Annotated in this window: 17 protein-coding genes; 6 read left to right on the top strand and 11 right to left on the bottom strand. The window is 46.1% G+C overall.

All coding sequences use genetic code 11. The features are described from left to right. Positions 1-39: 39 nt before the first annotated feature. The gene (locus ACYVE4_RS16450) at positions 40-1,290 is read left to right on the top strand and encodes an MFS transporter (protein WP_461041257.1); all 1,251 of its coding nucleotides are present in this window, start codon (positions 40-42) and stop codon (positions 1,288-1,290) included. A gap of 56 nt (positions 1,291-1,346) precedes the next feature. Here ACYVE4_RS16450 and ACYVE4_RS16445 read toward each other — a convergent pair whose 3' ends face one another. Beyond that, positions 1,347-1,556 carry a hypothetical protein gene (locus ACYVE4_RS16445; RefSeq protein ID WP_461041256.1) on the bottom strand — a complete coding sequence of 70 codons (210 nt, stop codon included), beginning with the start codon at positions 1,554-1,556 and terminating at the stop codon, positions 1,347-1,349. A gap of 196 nt (positions 1,557-1,752) precedes the next feature. Between ACYVE4_RS16445 and ACYVE4_RS16440 the strand changes: the two genes are divergently transcribed. Next, positions 1,753-2,619, top strand: coding sequence for an SMP-30/gluconolactonase/LRE family protein (locus tag ACYVE4_RS16440; RefSeq protein ID WP_461041255.1), 867 nt, complete (start codon positions 1,753-1,755; stop codon positions 2,617-2,619). A gap of 62 nt (positions 2,620-2,681) precedes the next feature. Here ACYVE4_RS16440 and argH read toward each other — a convergent pair whose 3' ends face one another. From argH to ACYVE4_RS16415, 5 genes are all read right to left on the bottom strand, one after another. Then, the gene (gene argH, locus ACYVE4_RS16435; protein WP_461041311.1) at positions 2,682-4,016 is read right to left on the bottom strand and encodes an argininosuccinate lyase; all 1,335 of its coding nucleotides are present in this window, start codon (positions 4,014-4,016) and stop codon (positions 2,682-2,684) included. 130 nt (positions 4,017-4,146) lie between these two features. Next, entirely contained in the window at positions 4,147-4,653 is a 507-nt protein-coding gene (locus tag ACYVE4_RS16430) for a hypothetical protein (protein WP_461041254.1), read from the bottom strand. Then, positions 4,646-5,920: an MFS transporter gene (locus ACYVE4_RS16425; RefSeq protein WP_461041253.1), complete on the bottom strand. Its 1,275-nt coding sequence runs from the start codon at positions 5,918-5,920 to the stop codon at positions 4,646-4,648. Before ACYVE4_RS16425 ends, ACYVE4_RS16430 begins: the two co-directional genes overlap by 8 nt. Before the next feature lie 86 nt (positions 5,921-6,006). Continuing rightward, complete coding sequence (locus tag ACYVE4_RS16420) at positions 6,007-6,630, bottom strand: hypothetical protein (protein WP_461041252.1); 624 nt, start codon at positions 6,628-6,630, stop codon at positions 6,007-6,009. Positions 6,631-6,674: 44 nt separating this feature from the next. Continuing rightward, the gene (locus tag ACYVE4_RS16415) at positions 6,675-7,118 is read right to left on the bottom strand and encodes a DMT family transporter (RefSeq protein WP_461041251.1); all 444 of its coding nucleotides are present in this window, start codon (positions 7,116-7,118) and stop codon (positions 6,675-6,677) included. Positions 7,119-7,311: 193 nt separating this feature from the next. On the opposite strand from ACYVE4_RS16415, the gene ACYVE4_RS16410 reads away from it, so the two are divergent. The 3 genes from ACYVE4_RS16410 (at position 7,312) to ACYVE4_RS16400 (ending at position 11,591) form a co-directional block, all read left to right on the top strand. Then, positions 7,312-9,162, top strand: coding sequence for an outer membrane protein assembly factor BamB family protein (locus ACYVE4_RS16410; RefSeq protein WP_461041250.1), 1,851 nt, complete (start codon positions 7,312-7,314; stop codon positions 9,160-9,162). A 181-nt stretch (positions 9,163-9,343) separates the two neighbouring features. Beyond that, complete coding sequence (locus tag ACYVE4_RS16405; protein ID WP_461041249.1) at positions 9,344-10,810, top strand: sulfatase family protein; 1,467 nt, start codon at positions 9,344-9,346, stop codon at positions 10,808-10,810. 151 nt (positions 10,811-10,961) lie between these two features. Continuing rightward, a complete protein-coding gene (locus tag ACYVE4_RS16400; RefSeq protein WP_461041248.1) occupies positions 10,962-11,591 on the top strand; it encodes an outer membrane beta-barrel protein in 630 nt (209 codons plus the stop codon). Between the two features lie 6 nt (positions 11,592-11,597). On the opposite strand, the gene ACYVE4_RS16395 is transcribed toward ACYVE4_RS16400, so the two are convergent. Further along, the gene (locus tag ACYVE4_RS16395) at positions 11,598-12,728 is read right to left on the bottom strand and encodes a hypothetical protein (protein ID WP_461041247.1); all 1,131 of its coding nucleotides are present in this window, start codon (positions 12,726-12,728) and stop codon (positions 11,598-11,600) included. Between the two features lie 199 nt (positions 12,729-12,927). Here ACYVE4_RS16395 and ACYVE4_RS16390 point away from each other — a divergent pair, with 199 nt between their 5' ends. Further along, positions 12,928-13,980, top strand: coding sequence for a GNAT family N-acetyltransferase (locus ACYVE4_RS16390; RefSeq protein WP_461041246.1), 1,053 nt, complete (start codon positions 12,928-12,930; stop codon positions 13,978-13,980). Here ACYVE4_RS16390 and ACYVE4_RS16385 read toward each other — a convergent pair. The 4 genes from ACYVE4_RS16385 to ACYVE4_RS16370 all read right to left on the bottom strand — a co-directional run bounded on the left by ACYVE4_RS16385 (position 13,954) and on the right by ACYVE4_RS16370 (position 17,831). Next, on the bottom strand, positions 13,954-14,745 hold the full coding sequence (locus tag ACYVE4_RS16385) for a DUF3108 domain-containing protein (RefSeq protein ID WP_461041245.1): 792 nt from the start codon (positions 14,743-14,745) through the stop codon (positions 13,954-13,956). The two genes, ACYVE4_RS16390 and ACYVE4_RS16385, sit on opposite strands and share 27 nt — an antisense overlap. Positions 14,746-14,781: 36 nt before the next feature. Continuing rightward, positions 14,782-15,828 (bottom strand): aminopeptidase, encoded by a 1,047-nt coding sequence (locus ACYVE4_RS16380; RefSeq protein WP_461041244.1) that lies wholly within the window; start codon positions 15,826-15,828, stop codon positions 14,782-14,784. Between the two features lie 134 nt (positions 15,829-15,962). Next, positions 15,963-17,249: a serine hydrolase domain-containing protein gene (locus ACYVE4_RS16375; protein ID WP_461041243.1), complete on the bottom strand. Its 1,287-nt coding sequence runs from the start codon at positions 17,247-17,249 to the stop codon at positions 15,963-15,965. Between the two features lie 21 nt (positions 17,250-17,270). After that, positions 17,271-17,831 carry a GNAT family N-acetyltransferase gene (locus ACYVE4_RS16370; protein WP_461041242.1) on the bottom strand — a complete coding sequence of 187 codons (561 nt, stop codon included), beginning with the start codon at positions 17,829-17,831 and terminating at the stop codon, positions 17,271-17,273. Positions 17,832-17,836: the final 5 nt, after the last annotated feature.

Here is a 17,836-nt window from a genome sequence, read left to right as displayed (position 1 = left end):
ACAATCAGGCGAAAAACATACGATTCGCCCATTACCAGTATGGCGCAGCAATCCTCTATTGATACATTTGCTTCTCTCAGAATCCCTGAATTTCGCTACTTCATCGCCAATAGTTTTCTGATTACCGTTACCCTGCTGATTCAGGAAGTTATTCTAGGCTATGAACTCTACAAAATTACGCATGACCCACTAATGCTGGGACTTGTTGGACTAGCCGAAGCGATTCCCTTTATTATTTTATCGCTCTTTGGTGGGCACCTAGCCGACCGGCGCGACAAAAAAAGTATTCTGCAATGGAGTTTATTGGTAATTATTCTGGGCTCGGTTATTTTGTATCTGGTTTTTCAACCTTCGATCGTAGCCCGCTTATCATCTGTAGCCCGACTTGCAACGATCTATGGCGTTCTCATGCTGATTGGTACGGCGAAAGGTTTTTATTCACCCGCTAGTTCGTCGCTGAAACCTTTCTTAGTACCCCGCGAATTATACGCCAACTCGGCCACCTGGTCTAGTTCTTTCTGGCAGGCAGGGGCAATTGTAGGGCCGGGATTGGCCGGTTTTTTCTATAGCTGGTTCGGTTTTGATAATACGTTGATTATCATAATTGCCTTGTTTGCTGTCTGTTTCCTATTTATTTCACTCATTGGGCGCAAGCCTGTTCCGGTGAATAATGAACCTGAACAAGGCTTCCGGGAAAGCCTGAAAGAAGGCTTTCGATTTGTCTTTAAAACGCAGATTGTACTGTACGCCATCTCGCTTGACCTCTTTTCGGTTTTGTTCGGAGGGGTGGTTGCTATTTTGCCGGTCTTTGCCGAAGATATTCTTCGGGTGGGAGCTGAAGGACTAGGCTTTTTACGAGCAGCCCCGTCAGTGGGCGCGCTCACGACTATGGCATTCATGACTAAATATCCACCAACGCACAATGCCTGGCGCAATATGTTAATCGCCGTATTAGGGTTTGGCGTGGCGACAATCATATTCGCATTTTCAACGAACTTTTACCTATCGTTAATTATGCTGGCTCTGACGGGCGCATTTGATAGTGTGAGCGTAATTATCCGTCAAACCATTCTCCAGATTTTCCCGCCCGATCACATGCGTGGCCGTGTGGCGGCTGTTAATGGCATATTTGTCAGTTCGTCGAATGAAATTGGCGCCTTTGAATCTGGGCTTCTGGCGAAGCTTTTAGGTACTATACCGTCGGTAGCTCTTGGTGGCGTAGTAACCCTGGTGGTGGTCACTTATGTGTACGCCAGATCAAAAGAATTGTTTGCCGTGCGGCTGAGCTGAGTAGAAAAATGAACTTCCCGAAAGAACAAGTGATCTTCCGGGAAGTAATCTCGGGATTAGTTTTGTGCGACAGATGAGTTGAAGTCGCGAATGAAGGAAGTTACGTCAACTGGCTTGTTGAGCAGGACGCGGGCATTGAAAATCTCCCAGAACAACTCATCTGGAAGTTGGTAATCACGTTGCAGCCGAATCATGTCGCGGATACTGTCCTTGAGTTGCCCGACTGGTGGCTGCACCTGTGAAGCAAGGGGTTGGTTGTTTTCCATGAACCTGTGTTTTAGTGTGCGTGATGGTAAACACCTTGGTTTTTAGATTGTTTCTACATTATATCGCTGCTCTCTAATGGCGGTTAGAATAATTATATTCTACCTTTTTAGTATGCTTTACAAAGCGAATGCCAGCCCGGTAGGGTGCAACTAAAATTTTTTACATTTTTTTAATCTGTTGGTCATCCATTTGACTATGAAACAAGCATTTTTACTTACCATTGCCTTTTCTGGGATAGTTACGCTGTTGGCGTTAACGCCCCCATCTGTTGCCCCGAAAGCGATAAAATTGGTGAAAGTCTGGGAAACGGACTCGACATTACGGACTCCCGAATCGGTATTATACGATGGAAAAAAGACCCTATACGTCAGTAATATTGATGGGAAGCCCGATGGACTCGATGGTAGTGGATTTATCTCAAAAGTGACCCTTGATGGGAAAATTGAAAACTTACGCTGGACGTCCGGACTGAATGCGCCCAAAGGAATGGGGCTTTATAAAAAACGGCTTTATGTAACGGATATGTATCGCCTGGTTTGTATCAATACGTCAAATGGACAGGCCGAAAAAACCTGGGACGCGGTAGGGAAAGAAGCGTATTTGAATGACGTGTCCATAGCCAGCGATGGAACAGTCTATGTTTCAGACAATCGTAATGATAAAATTTACCGACTGAAAGATGATAAATGGGAGGTCTGGATGGAAGGCGAACAACTAAATAAACCGAATGGGCTACTGGCTGTTGGCAAGGATAAGCTGCTGATTGGCAGTACGAAAATCGGCGCATTACAAACAGTTGATGTAGAGACGAAAACAATTACGAAAATCGCGGATGGCTTATCTGCAACTGATGGTATTGTACCTGAAGGGAAGAATGCTTACTTCGTTTCAGACTGGAACGGACAGATTTTCCATGTAGCTGCCGATGGTACCAAAGAGCAACTGTTGGATACGCGTGGCGCAAAGATCAATTCTGCTGATATCGATTATGTTCCTAAGAAAAAGCTAATCGTTGTGCCAACGTTCTATAAAAATAGCCTCGCTGCTTATCGAGTTGAATAGTAGCAATGAATCTTGTTTTTAACAAAAACGCCTGACTATCAAAGTCAGGCGTTTTTGTTAATCTAGGAAAGTAACTTTGATACAGCCTGTTGAACGCGTTCATTTCCAAAGCCATCCATGGCCTGCTTCATTTGCTGTACAATCAGATCATTGCCTAAGTTGCCGATACTGCCTTCATGCGTGTGATGTAGCTCGCGAGGAGGTACGTAGGTATGCTCCGCAATTTCTTTTCCGACGGTTCGATAAGCCTCGCGGAACGGAACGCCTTGCAAAACGAGCTCGTTTACACGTTCGACGCTAAATAGCAAGTCATATTTCGGATCATCCAGCAGATTTGGTTTTACCTGTAGGTGTTCGAGCATGAAGTCGGTAATGTCGAGACAATCCAGAATTTCGTCGAAAGCAGGCATCAGGATTTCTTTCAGTAGTTGCATATCGCGATGGTAGCCAGAGGGTAAATTGCTCATAACCAATGTTACTTCCATCGGTAACGCTTTCATGCGATTGGTTTTAGCACGCAGTAATTCAGCTACGTCGGGATTTTTCTTGTGGGGCATGATGCTGGAACCTGTCGTCAGCGCATCAGGAAGAATCAGAAATCCGAAATTCTGACTATTATACAGGCAGATATCCATCGCCATACGTGAAATCGTAGCTGCAATAGCTGCTAACGCCGTAAGCGCTGTCTGTTCGGTTTTACCTCGGCTCATCTGCGCATAAACTACATTCACATGCATGCCTTCAAAGCCCAACAATTCAGTTGTAAGCGTCCGGTTCAATGGAAACGACGAGCCATAGCCTGCCCCTGAACCTAATGGATTCCGGTTAGCCAAGCGATAGGCAGTTTGAAGCGTCAGCATATCATCAGAGAGAGCTTCGGCATACGCGCCAAACCAAAGTCCGAACGAGGAAGGCATGGCAATTTGCAAGTGTGTGTACCCCGGCAAAAGGTCATCTTTGTGCTGTTCCGAGCGAGCAATCAGTCGATTAAACACACGTTGAACCGCTTCAGCCACCTGCCAGAGCCGATCACGGGTGAATAGCTTTAGATCGACCAATACCTGATCGTTTCGGGATCGGCCAGAATGAATTTTCTTTCCAACATCACCGAGAGAACGCGTCAGGATTAGTTCCACCTGCGAGTGCACATCTTCAATTCCATCTTCAATCTGGAATTGCCCTGCTTCGATCTGCTGGTAAATGTTCTTCAATTTTCCCTGCAACGATGCTAATTCATCTGCCGAAAGCAGGTTAATTGTTTCGAGCATTTGGGCATGGGCAAGATTGCCTAACACGTCGAAAGGAGCGAGGTAAAGATCCATCTCGCGGTCGCGCCCGACGGTGAATCGTTCAATTTGTTCGGCTGTTGTTACGCCTTCTTTTTGCCAGAGTTTCAAATTGGTGAAAGAGCGAAAGAGTGAAAGAGCAAAAGGATGACTAAGCTGGCGGCAGATTTCACTCTTTCGCTCTTTCACTCTTTCGCTCATTAAATTATTGGCAAAGGTAGGATGTTTTCGGGTGAGGAGGCTAATCGCCGGGTAAGGCCATCAATTCAGCCCAATACGTATGCGCGTCGGATTCTCTTGTTTTTATTTCACGTAAATAGACGCTTCGAAGTGCTTGATAAGCAGCTTTCAACGAAGCTATAGCAAATGGAACTTTCTGCCAGTCAGGATCTCCCTCCTGCTCAGAAATAGGTGAATCGACGATGGAAAGAAAAGCAGTTTCACCATCAAACTCGAATAAATAAGCTGGCTGGCCTTGCTCTCCTTCATCGTATAGATATGCTTTTTCACCTTCCTCGGCCATTATCAAGACTGTAGCTAACTCCCGAAGCCATTCATTGTAGCAGACATCCTCATCACCAAAATAGCTCATATAGGGAACGATCCGATCACCAATGGTAAAGGTTAGCTTGCCATGCAGATGACTGTATTCCTCATCACCAAGCGATTGTGTAATTCGGTAGTCAAGCTGAACATTCATAAAACTAGATACGTCGGCCACTGGGCGGATAGCGGTAAACTCATTCATTATCAATTAGAATTAATTGTTGCTCCTGGCTTCTCAATCGCTTTGATAACCACCAAAATCCACTGGCTGATAATAAACTGATTCCAGCCAGCGCCAGCCAGTGTGTCGAAAAACCAACCTGAGATACCATAAAAGAGCCAAATAGCGGGGCCGTCGTTTGCGACAATGATCCACCCATTGAGTAAAGAGCGAGGTATTGTCCTCGGGTCGCTGGGTTGGCGCGTTCAACGGCAAATGACTGAAAAAAGGGCATAGCCAGCATTTCGCTGACCGTGCTACAGATGATGTAAAGCAGGGCAATTGATAGGCCGTTTACAAAAGCTCCGGTAGGTATTGTCAGGAATAGGTAAGCGATAGCGACCAGAATAACGCCGGTAATAATTAGCCGAAGTTTGGCGCGTTTTTGCTGTTCGAGGCTATAAACTAACGCCATTTCGACAATGACAATGATGATTCCATTCAGTGCCATCAAGGAGCCAATCTGGCGTTCACTCATGGCGAAGATTTCTTTGAAAAAAAGCGGTACAATCGTAAACAGCTGCATGAATACGATGAAATACAGCGTAGCACATACCACAAAATGAATGAACAATGTATCTCGATAGGGACTTGCAGACGGTAATGCCACAGAGGATTTTTTGCCTGAATCAACTGGTTGAGTTAGCTTATTTTCAGTCTGAATCGGTACTGGTAAATTGATCCACAACACAATACTGGCGACTAAACAGGTAAGTCCATCGACCCAAAATAGAAGGTTATAATTTACGCTGGCCAACCAGCCGCCCAATCCGCCCCCAACAGCCCAGCCCAGGTTAATAGCCAGTCGGTTGAGCGAAAACGCCCGGGTTCGGGTATCCACATCGGAGTAATTGGCAATGGCAGCCTGATTGGCCGGTCGGAAGGCATCGCCGAGTAGTGTGAACGTAAATACGCTTCCGCAGAGCCAGTAAAAATTGGTAACAAATTGAAGACCTACCAAGGCAAGACCACCAAAAGCCAAGCTGATTAACTGAACATAGTAGAAGCCGAATCGGTCCGTGAGTTTACCACCCAGAAACGTACCAATAAAAGCCCCAGCTCCGTAAACGGCCATGACAACCCCCGCTTGTGGAACAGAATAGTGCAGATGTTGAGTTAGATAGAGCGTCATGAACGGCAACACCATAGTACCACAGCGATTGATGAGCATGACGCCCGCCAATAACCATACGGATGGCGACAGACCTCGATAGGCTTGTTGGTATAGATGAAGAGTCCGCTGAAGCATGGCCGCAAGTTACGACTAATCCGGGCCAGCCAGGATTGGTAATTGAGTGAACGAAGATAAGTTTACAAAACAAGTGCGCCAGGAAGCTACCGTCGACGGGCATCTGCGTCTTCACCGGGGGTAACAAAGATTTTCTTGTCAGTAATAAGTGGACGATGCTCTTCCAGAAATTGCTTGAATAACCGAATTTCCTCCAGTTGCTTCTCAATCGGATGCGTTAAGGCATAGCTTTCTACGTGAACTTCTGCCTGACCGGCTGAGCCAAAAACTGCAATCACATACTCCATAAGCTTAATGCCTTTATTTTTTAGCGCATGGAGATACAAATTCTGGTGATTGTGTACGTAACGTCCTGCCTGGTAGGAAGCCGTTGTTTTTAAATCCACTGCTTTAAACTTGCCGATCAGATCAACATAACCGTAGAATAGCACATCATCAATTTGCCATTGGCAATAAACCTGTGTATCGACAATCGGGCGGGGTAGGAGTTTACGTACTTTTCTGATAAGCTCCGGATCGAATCGTTCTTCGGCGGTGCCTTTTACAACGGCCTCTTCAAACGAAATTCCCCGTTCCTGAGCGGCTGTTGTTGGCGTAGGAACCCGATTAATGGAGTCGATCAATTCCTGCGCCGAGAGATGTCCGCCGTGTATATAATGCGAGAAAACGTTGAGCAGGGAAGGGTAGAAACGATAGCTGATGGTATTCATCGGGATTCAGTTTACTGTAAACTGTAAAACCCTAAATCCTGAACTTAGTTCTTCACTACCAGCAATACACCGGCAACAATCAACATAACGCCGAGTAGTCGCCAGCCGTTGGCGGGGTGAAGCGAAAAGCCCATAAAACCATAGTGATCCAGAATAATAGCCGCCACTAATTGTCCGGCCACACTCAAACTTACCAGATTAGCCGCTCCTATTTTTTGGACGCTGACAATCACCGTAATCATATAAATAGCACCCATAACGCCCCCGGTCCACTTCCACCAACTCACCTGACGAATGGTTTCGAAAGAAGGAACGACGCCACCCGAGGCCAGAAACATAATGATCAGCGCAATAAGACCCGAACCAAACGAGATAACAGCCGCCAGAATCGGATTAGCCATTGCCTGCCGTAAGTTCGCATTGACACCCGCCTGCACCGTAATGGCCAGACCTACCAGAAACGCAAGGAGTAAATAGATGTAATTCATAGAGCAAAGGTAGGCAAAGGCCAATCGCAACTTTGGGATTCATCCGGGTTATTTTACAAAATGAGTCTTGTATTCATCCAGCATAATCCATACTTCATCTGCAAAGAGAAGTTGTTTATCCGAAAAGGAATGCAGACTAGGTTTCTTGCCATTTATCTTTCAGTGACTTATTCCTTAACTAAAGCCTCAATTCATGAAATTGGCTTATCAAATCAGGCAGTCCTTTTATCGGCTTGCACTCATTTTGGCTTCCCTGCAACCAGCTGCCAGCTTCGCTCAGAATACTGATGCTGCTATAAAAGTTGAAGGTCAGAAAATTTACATGGCCACTTGTAATAACTGCCACAAAGCCGATGCTGGAGTAGGCGCACCGGGTTATCTGGTATTGGCCCAAATGCCACCGCGAGCTATTCTGGCTGCTTTGGAAACGGGTAAAATGCGGGTACAGGCTAAGGACTTAACTTCAGATCAACGTAGGGCGGTTGCGCAATGGCTAACTGGTAAAGTGATCAAGGATACACCCATTCCGCAAGAAGCTTATACAACCTTTGCACCGCCTTCAGGAAAGGCTGGGCTGATACAGCATTCCGGTTGGGGTGGTGATCTGGAAGGTACGGGGTATCGGTCGGCAGCGCAGGCGGGTATATCGGCTACCAATGTTGAGAAACTGAAACTTAAATGGGCGTTTGCGTTTCCGGAAGCGAATCAGGTTCGTAGTAAACCCGCTATCGTTGGCGACTGGCTAATTGTGGGTAGCCAATTTGGCGAGGTGTATTGTCTGCATAAGCAAACGGGTAAAATTGGCTGGCGTTTCCTGGCTAAAAGTGCGATACGCGGAGCTATCTCAGTCGTTCAGAATAATAAAGGGCTGGTCGCTTTCTTTTGTGATAATAACACGAACGTGTATGCTGTCGATGTAAAAACGGGAAAACTCCTCTGGGAAACCAAAACAGGTAGACACCCTCAATCGGGTAATACCGGTTCGGTAGCGGTGTATGATAACATGATTTACGTACCGCTAACATCCATTGAAGTCGCTTCGGTGCTGGACCCTGCCTATCCGTGTTGTTCGTCGTCGGGGGAGATTGTGGCATTGGAGGCTCGTTCGGGTAAGGAAATCTGGCGGCACCGTGTCATCACCGAAGAAGCGAAAGAAGCGGGCAAGAAGAAAAACGGAGCCCCTTTCTATGGTCCATCAGGAGCCATTGTCTGGTGTAGCCCAACTGTAGATGCCAAACGTGGTTTGCTTTATTTCGGAACAGGCGAAAACTATACAGCGCCATCAACCCCAAACAGCGACGCTATTCAGGCATTGAACTTGAAAACCGGCAAATTGGTCTGGACCTTCCAGGCGACGCAGGGCGATACATGGAATCTGGCTTGCCCCGGTAATCCCAACTGCCCTGAAAAAATAGGCCCTGATTTTGATTTCGGTATGGCGCCGATTTTAGTTAAACAACCTTCGGGAAGCGATTTATTAGTCGTCGGTCAGAAGGCGGGCATTGTTTATGGTTTATCGCCCGAGAATGGCAACGTGATCTGGCAAACCCGCATCGGACGAGGTGGGGCTCTCGGAGGAATTCACTGGGGAATGGCCACCGATGGGAACCTGGTTTATGCCGCTAACGCCGATAATAAATACGGAATTAATCCAAAAGTTGATTCGCTATTTAAACCAGCGCCAGGTCTGTTTGCGCTGAATGTAAAAACGGGAAACGTTGTGTGGAAGTCTGCTGTGCCACCCTGTGAAAAGAAAGGTTGTCTGGAAGCTAATTCGGCCGCGCCAACGGTTATACCGGGCGTTGTATTTGCTGGAGCCCTGGATGGCCACATTCGGGCATATTCGACGACTGACGGCAACATTTTGTGGGATTATGATACGGCAAAAGAATACCAGACCGTGAATGGAATTGCCGGGAAAGGCGGCTCAATCGATGGCTCTGCCCCCGTTATTTCAGACGGAATGCTCTTTGTGAATTCCGGCTATGGGCAATTCGGTGAGATGCCCGGAAATGTATTGCTGGCTTTTGAAATCGGTAAGTAATATTCATCTCCCCGTGTCTGTGTACTCACAGAGACCTTCCCGGTAGGTCAATCTCTGCTGACGCACAGGTGTCTGTGAGGACACAGACACGGGAAGTAGTTCAGCTGCCTTTCGAGATGAAAACGGATTTTAATAGGGAGTAATCTCCTTTTCGGCTATTTTTCGGAAAATTTTATTCCGCATGAAAGGTGTTTTCTTCCTGATTGGTTGCTTCGGTTTAGTCGCACTGAGTTTGGTAGGTTGTACAGAAAAAAAAGGGGCGAAACCAAATATTCTGTTCATACTGGCCGATGACTGGAGTTATCCTTATGCCGGTATCTACGGCGATCAGACCATCAAAACGCCGAATCTGGACAAACTGGCGCAGCATGGCACTGTTTTCACCAACGCCTATTGTGCGTCGCCATCCTGCACCCCTTCGCGAGCGGCTATGCTGACAGGACGCTATCCTCATAAACTAGGTGAGGGGGTAAATCTCTGTGGACGACTTGATTACAGCGTTCCAACCTATGTGCAATTACTGCGAAAAGAAGGATATGCAGTCGCGTTTGATCGGAAAGGCTGGGCACCGGGTGATTTTCTAAAAATGGGATACACCCAAAATCCAGCGGGTGATTCGGCTAAGTTAGGATTCGCGCCGTTTCTTAAAACGTTACAGAAAGATCAGCCCTTCTTTTTTTGGTTTGGTACCAACGATCCGCACCGCCCGTTTGATCTGGGAGACGGTAAAAAAGCAGGTATTGATCCCCAGAAAATCCATCTTCCGAAATTCTTGCCCGATGTACCGGAAATCAGAGGAGACGTGGCCGATTACCTGTCGGAAGTAGAACGACTTGACCGTGAGATTGGCGATTTGCTTAAAACATTAGAAAACACGGGTCAGCTGGCTAATACGATAATTGTGGTGGCATCGGACAATGGCATGCCATTTCCGCACGCCAAAGCAAATCTGTATGACTATGGTACGCGCGTTCCTTTACTAATCAGTCGATTTACCGAAGATTCAGACAAGCCAAAACGGAATGATTCATTTGTCAATCTAATTGATTTGATGCCTACGTTTCTGGACTGGGGAGGTGTAAAAGAGCAACCAAAAGTTGATGGAATTAGTCTGGTCCCTGTACTAGCCGGGCAAAAGACTGTTCATCGCTCGGAGGTATTTCTGGAGCGGGAACGGCATTGTCTGTGCCGGGCGGAGATGGACTCGGGAGCGGGGTACCCCATGCGAGCCATTCGAACCGCCGATTACCTATACATCCGCAATTTCCGGCCGAATCGAATGCCTGCGGGCGACGAAACGATTCCGAACACGCCATCTATATTTGGCGACGTGGATGGGGGACCGACTAAAGTGTATATGATGGATCACCGAAACGATGCGGCTGTGAAGTCCCTTTTTGCAATAGGATTCGCCAAACGGCCTTCCGAAGAATTATATGTGCTGAAAGACGACCCGTATAATCTGACAAACCGGGCAAATGATGTAAAGCTAAGTGAGGTTAAGAAAGACTTACAGGCACGTCTGACCAACTGGATGAAAGCCGAGAATGACCCTCGTCAGGGGGGCGGTGGTGATCAGATTGATCGGTACGAATCCACTACCCATGCCTGGATAACCCGAACGGGAATTATTTTTTGGGACAAATGACAACTATATACACTACTTTTTTGCCAGTATGGTGCAACGTAAATTGGCATTTGGTTGTATAGATTTAGACGATAAACCCGTTGAAACAATAGATTTATACTTGCTGGCAGTACACTAAAGGGTACTTCCTACACTAATTAATTCATTCTCTATGCGTAAGTTATTCATACTTTGTTTTTTTGTTCAGATTGCCTTTACAGTCAATGCGCAAACGGCGAAATCGAAAAAAATGGCCAAACCTTTTAAAGTGGCTGCAGCGGTTGGGTACGCTTCACCCGTAGAACGATCTGGAAATAAATCACTCAGCAAAGCCGGTTTCGTCTACAGCATTGAGCCTCAATATGAGCTTATTAAAAACCTAGATCTTGGTTTTCGAATTGAACATGCCTTTATCCAGCGACCTGAATTTATCGACAATAACTACTACAATCAGGGAGCAGCTAAGTTCATGTTATCGGGGGCGTTGACAGCTAATTACGTACTTCTGGCGGCTAACAAGCTGCGACCTTATCTGGGTGCAGGTGTCGGATTGTATTATGTACCTTCCAGCGATCCTGTTTATCGGATTGGGAATACCATTGCTACCTACCCGTTGCCAACGACGACAAATATTGGAGGGGTTGGCCGAATAGGGCTAAAATTTGGCGTAGGCAATGTAGAATTGGCTTATAACTTTATTGGCGATACCAGCGTAAAAAATACGTCTACTGGCCTTACACTGACGGGCAACAACTCCTACTTCAGTATCAAAGCAGGGTTGACGATTGGTGGTAATCGGTAGTCGAACTTATCGGTTCTTTAGTAAAAGAAACATTTCAGCCGATTGCCATGCGTGCGGGAAAGTCAGTTTTTGCTTTATAATATCTTTATCCAATACAATCAGGCCGGGGTAGTGTGCATCCCTGGCCTGTTGTTCCCAACTAAGCGGATAATCGAGATTCGCCACCATTCCCCGTTTCGTCAGACCTTCTGGTGATTGGTCGAAAAAATGATCTTCTGCCCAGATGAAATACGGATGGTTCGTGCTTAATCCACTGTCCAATTTTTTTCCGGCAATATGCTCATCCGTGTACGCCCACCAAAAGAGCGATGAATACGAATCGTACTGTTTGGGAATAGTATAGGGATCAGGTAGCCCAAGCGATTTTAGTCCGTATTTGGTCCATTTTGTCTGGAAAACCGGATGTTCTGCATTATCGGTTTTCCCTACTATATAATTATCCTTTTGGAAACGCTTCACCGAGTCCAGCACCATCGTTACTGCCGGATGATTTTTTTCGGATACCAGCGATAGCAAAAACAGAACCTCGCCTGGATTGTCGGCTTCCGTAACTCGTTGGTTGTTGCGGTCGAATGGATCGCGGATGGCCATAATCCAGTCCTGAATCAAGTGCAGATTATTCGTTTCCCGTAGAACCATTGCCATAACGGCGGCATCGCGGTACCAGGGCTTGTAATACACTAGAAAATTAGGCACAGGTCGTCCATTGATCACATTCATCAGAACCTCCTGATGCAACACTCGTAAAACAGGACCAAATGCTTTATTCAAAAAACGGGGTAATTCGACCCGACTGCGAGTGCCCGGAATCAGTTTTGGCCGTTTCGCAGACGATTGGAGCAACCAAACGCCCGTTTCGTCTTCACGAATCTGAATAACCTGTCCGTCGGTTAGCGTTAGATGGACCAAGTATTCGGATGGGACAATGAACTCTTCCTTCACTTTCCATTGCTCTTCAATATTGCCCGTCAGCGCATTTAGCAATCGACCTTTGCGATAAATTAATTTCAATCGATCGCCCATTCCGAACATGAAAAACTTCAGATCGGGTAATTCGCGATGAGTCGTGTGTTCCTGCCGAAGTTTTGCCAGATTCTCCCGATACGTCTGTAAAGCACCCGCTGGATCCGGATGCATAGGCGGTGGAATTGGTTTTTGCGCTGAAACGGAAAAAGCTACCAACAAGAACAGGAAATAAAAACAGCGACCAAGCATAGGGAAGAATCGGAAATCATGTCAGTAAACTATGAGTAGGCGTCAATATAGAACACAGATGGTTATAATCTTTACCCTACTTGTTTGCTACTTCCGTCTAAGAGCGTAAAGTTTTTTGCATATGCTGAAAATCATTCCGCGCGATCAGCTAGATACTACGGCTTGGGATACCTGTGTCGCTAATTCGACTCAACGAATTGTATATGGGTATTCATGGTATCTGGACACTGTATTACCTGCGCCTACATGGAAATGGGAAGGAGTTGTGTTGACTGACGAACACGGTATTTATCAGGCCGTTATGCCTATTCCGTTACGTCGTAAATATGTGGTTGGGATTCCATACGAGTGGGTAGTGCAACAGCCTTTTTTCTGTCAATTTTTGGATGTATTTAGTCAAAACGACGCTGTAGATACAAGCCTGTTTTTCCAATTACTGACTCAGACATTCCGATATGGATCGATCTTTTGCACCCGCCAGAAACCAGAATTGTTGAGCCATTTTGATGCTGTTCAACTGCTATCAACCCAAACGCTGAATCTGGCATTCGGATACAAAGCGATTTATCAGAACTATACGACTGACCGTAAACAGAATTTACGACGCGCTATAAAGGCGAATTGGACCCTAACTGACTCTTCCGATATTGAGCCGATGTTGAGGTTATTTCGGGAGAATCATGCCAATACGATTGATGGTGGTGTAGCGGACTGGGCTTATAAGGTACTCAGAAAGTTAGCACAAGAATTCATCAAACGAAGTTTAGGAGCGATACATTATGCTACCCGCCAAGGAAATATAGAAGCGGGGGCCTTGTTTGTCCGTGATAAAGATCGGATTATTTATCTTTTCAATGCAGCGTCAGAAGTTGGTCGGAAAGGAAATGCCCGTACCTTACTAATCGATCAACAGATTCGGGAAAACGCAGGAAATCCGCAGATTTTTGACTTTGAAAGCCCTCAAAAACCATCTATTCGGGACTTTTACCGAAGTTATGGAGCTAGTGAAGAGACTTTTCAAGCCATGCGCTGGAATCAATTGAACTTGATTGAGAGGGGCGGTTTGGTTTTGAAAAGGCGGATTGAGGGATTGACCTCACCCCGGCCCTCTTCTAAAACAGGAGAGGGGCTAGGGGTGAGGTCAATTTTAATAAAATTTCAGACCTTGTTTTAGTCCGCTATTTTGCCGTAAATCCATCACCATTGATCCAATCCACAAATCGACTTCTACTTTGACGGGAACCTTATTAGCATCGTCGGAAACAAAAATCCGGATTGATTCCTCTTCCTTAAACATTGAATTTCCCGGCGGCAAAACAGGGTTCAGTTTAATCACATTGATCTTTCCAAACTTAGTTTTGACCACATCTTTACCCCGGTATCGCACCCGCATATTATAAACCGTGTCATCATAGAAAGCCGGTACCTCGATGACCTGGCCATTATTAATCCGGTTGAAATCAATTGTTCGCAGAAAATAATACCCACTGATAAAGTCGTGTACATTATCGGGTACTTTAAACACATCTTTTTCAGTACGCTCCTCCGCCTTTACTGTATTAGCCTCGTGATTGAACGTGATGTTCTCTTCTTTTCGGTATTTATTCTCCTGGAGGCTCGAGTAAAATTTCTGAGGCAGAATTGCTGACGTATCGATATATGACCGCCAGGTATCGCGGACGCGAGTAACCAGATCAAAAGCACCCACTGTCCGGCCATCGACATTGACACGGTAACAGGGACGATCGTTTACTTTATACAGTGTAGGGCTAACATCAACGATAGCTTCGGCTGCATTTATAAAGCCATAGTGAACTCGATATTCCAGATGTTCACCGGGTCCAAAACTATTATTGACAACTCGCCGATACGTATGCGCCACCATGAAGCCAGTGCTCAGAACGCAGAGAATAGCGATGCTAAATAATACCTTCTTCATACTTATACTACCAATTGCCTGTTGACCAGGCTCCATTTACAGCGATGGATAGGTTTGTTTTAAATAAGTTAAGTACCGTTTAAAGTCTCCGTTGAATTTAGTCTCGAATTCCTCTCGGAATCGATTCTGCTGTTTTCGATACGTTAAATACCCAATAAAGTACGCATTATTAGGTAAGTTTAGTTTGCTAAGACTCCGTTTTTTTACTGAACGTACACTTAACGCACTTCGCTGGTCAGTAATCGTGTCAGACGAGACAACAATTTCCCGAATCGCTTTCCACTTCAACGAATCTTTGACGACTATCGCCGTAGTAGGTTTAAACGTCCGATATAAGCTGTCGAGCGTTTGAGTACCCCGCAGAATATGATCGTCATATCGTTCATAAAACGCTTTCGTTGCCAGATAGTTCTGATAAGCTTCTGATGCCTTTCCGTACTTCTGGGCTAAAAAACGAAGCGCTCCATACTCACCTACGAAGTCGGCCAGGTTTTCGTTGTATTCTAAACTATTTTTCACGAATAATGTCCCGTGGGTTAGTTCGTGAATGATCAACTCCGCCAGGCTTCCAACCGGCCTATCCAGAAAGCTGGATAAAATTGGGTCATCTAAAAATCCTAATGTCGACCAGGCCGATACTTCCCCGATTCGGGTATCGAACTTCGCACGTTTCAATTCCGCTACCGTTGAATCAGCGCGGTCTTTTTCAAAAAAACCTTTATACGAAAATGTACCCAGTATTGGGAAATGCCATTGTTTAGCAACGAGTTGATAGGGCTCTGCGCCCGTAACAACCCACAAAATAGGCTTCCCCTGCTGATCATAAAACGATTCGTAACTGCCCGACTTATCTAAACCAAGCGAGTCTATGGCGAAACGCTTGATTTCGCGGATAAGTTCTATTTTTTGCTTTAACGAATCAGGGTAAGCTGGATCAGCCAATACCTCTGTTACGGGTTTCGTATTCCACAAAATTCGTACCTGCCCCTTCGCCTGCATCCAGCCATAGCTGACCAGTTCCCATTGCCAGACAATCAGAATCGCCAGAACCCCTACGAGAATAAGACCTATTTTTTTTAGCATCGGTTGGAAATGCTTGTCAGTAATGTTTGATGCAAAAGTACGTAACCAACCTGCGTGAATGAAGGTGTATTGGGCTCAAGAAGCAGTTCGTAGTTATCAACCGGATAAAATGATTGATAAGTGGTTTGGGTGATTTACTCCAAAGCCTGATAAACGGCTATTCGGAATTTCTTGACGAAATCGCCGTAATAAGCATAGGGGTGCACGTTGGTAAAGATGAGTAGAATCAAATCTTCTTTTGGGTCAATCGTGAATTCAGAACAGTACATACCACCCCAGGTTGCGGAACCCGGCGAAGCCTGATCACCATAGTGTGAATTCTCAGTAATTAGTTGAAAACCAAGTCCAAATTTGTCTTTCCGATCCCAGACTTCGGCAACCCCAATCTGATTTCGAAGCATCATGTCAACTGTTTTCCGGCCCAGAATCCGTTTGTTATTGAACGTTCCGCCGTTCAAAATCATCTGACAGAATTTGGCGTAATCTTCTACTGTACTGATCAAACCGGCTCCACCCGAGAAATACGTTTTCGCCCCCGAAGTAGCCGAGTGTCGATACGCTTCGTTTGCGTGTACGGTTAGCGGCTTGTCCAGACTCGCTTTGCTGTACAGTTCAACCAACCTATTCGCTTTATTATCAGGTAGATAAAAATACGTGTTGGTCATGCCGAGCGGCTCCAGAACGCGTTCGCGCATAGCTACATCGAGCGGTTTGCCGGATAGAATTTCAACGAGTCGACCAATGATGTCGGAATTGAGGCCATAGGTAAATCCTGCCCCAGTCGAGTCCGTACCTGGGTCGCGTAGCAGCGGCCGTTTCGCTAGTTTGTTAATGACATCCTCTAATTTATCGGGTTCTGTGGAATTGAAAAAAGGTACTTTAAATTCGGGTCGACCATCAAGCGGGTGTTCGTAGGGGATTCCTGCATTATGGCTAAGAAGCTGCCTAATCGTAATTTCACTTTTTGCCGGACGGGTTTCGTACGTGCCGCCCACTGGGTTCGATTTGTCGTATTTAACCAGAACCTTCGGATTCTTGAATGCTGGAATGTATTTCGAGATAGGCTCGTCGAGCAGAAACTTCTCTTCTTCGAAAAGCGTCATCAGCGTTGTGGTCGTTATCGCTTTTGACTGCGACGCGATCCGGTACATATCGTCGCGCTTAAGGGGTGTTTTCTTCTCCAGATTGCTATAACCAAATGCTTTGTAATGGACCACTTTGCCGCGATGCGCTACAAACGTGACGGCATTGGGTGCCAGATTCTGATCGATCAATCCCTGCAGCCAGGTATCTAATCGGTTGAGCCGGTCGGCTGAAAAACCCGCATCGACTGGCGATTTAGCGGGAGTAAAGGTTTGTGGTGCGGGTTGGGCTAGAAGCGCAGACGCTAGAAACAGGAGCGGTAAAAGCAGACGGAGCATTGGTATACGGTTTACAGAACTCTACTTTTTAAAATCCCAGACTACGACAACCCAGGTTTCGCCGATGGCAGGGTCATAGAACTCGTGAAGTGTCTCAAAGCCAACGCGTGCATGAGCGCGAAGTGAGCGCGTGTTGTTCGCTGAAATATCGGTGATTACTAATTGATAGCGATCTCCGTAAACCTCGCGGTGGTGATGAAACAGTCGATCGAAAACTCGTTGTCCTCGGTACCCTTCGCCCACACAAACTTGCCCCATAACATACCAATCATAATCAAGCAGTGATTTTTCGTTGTAGGTCAACGTATTAATCAGGCTGAAAAGGGGAAGCAACTCTGGCACATCGGCCCCGAATGCAGGAAGCATGGTCAAGGCATAGCCTACAACAGTATCGCCATCTTTAGCAATAACACTAGGTGCCGCCTGGTTCATCCGCGTTAGCACAGCCGGATCATGTTCAACTGTGACAAAGCCCTGATCCAGTTGAACGTCGACCGGTACGTTTTTGCGAAGATTCTTTTGTTGCAATGTCAGAATCCCCTGCACATCGGCTTCGGATTGGACCGTAGTAATCGTGAGCATGAAAA

The organism is Spirosoma harenae (assembly GCF_054776975.1).
The sequence above is the reverse complement of the archived record's forward strand: the minus strand, read 5'-3'. Positions and strand labels throughout refer to the sequence as shown.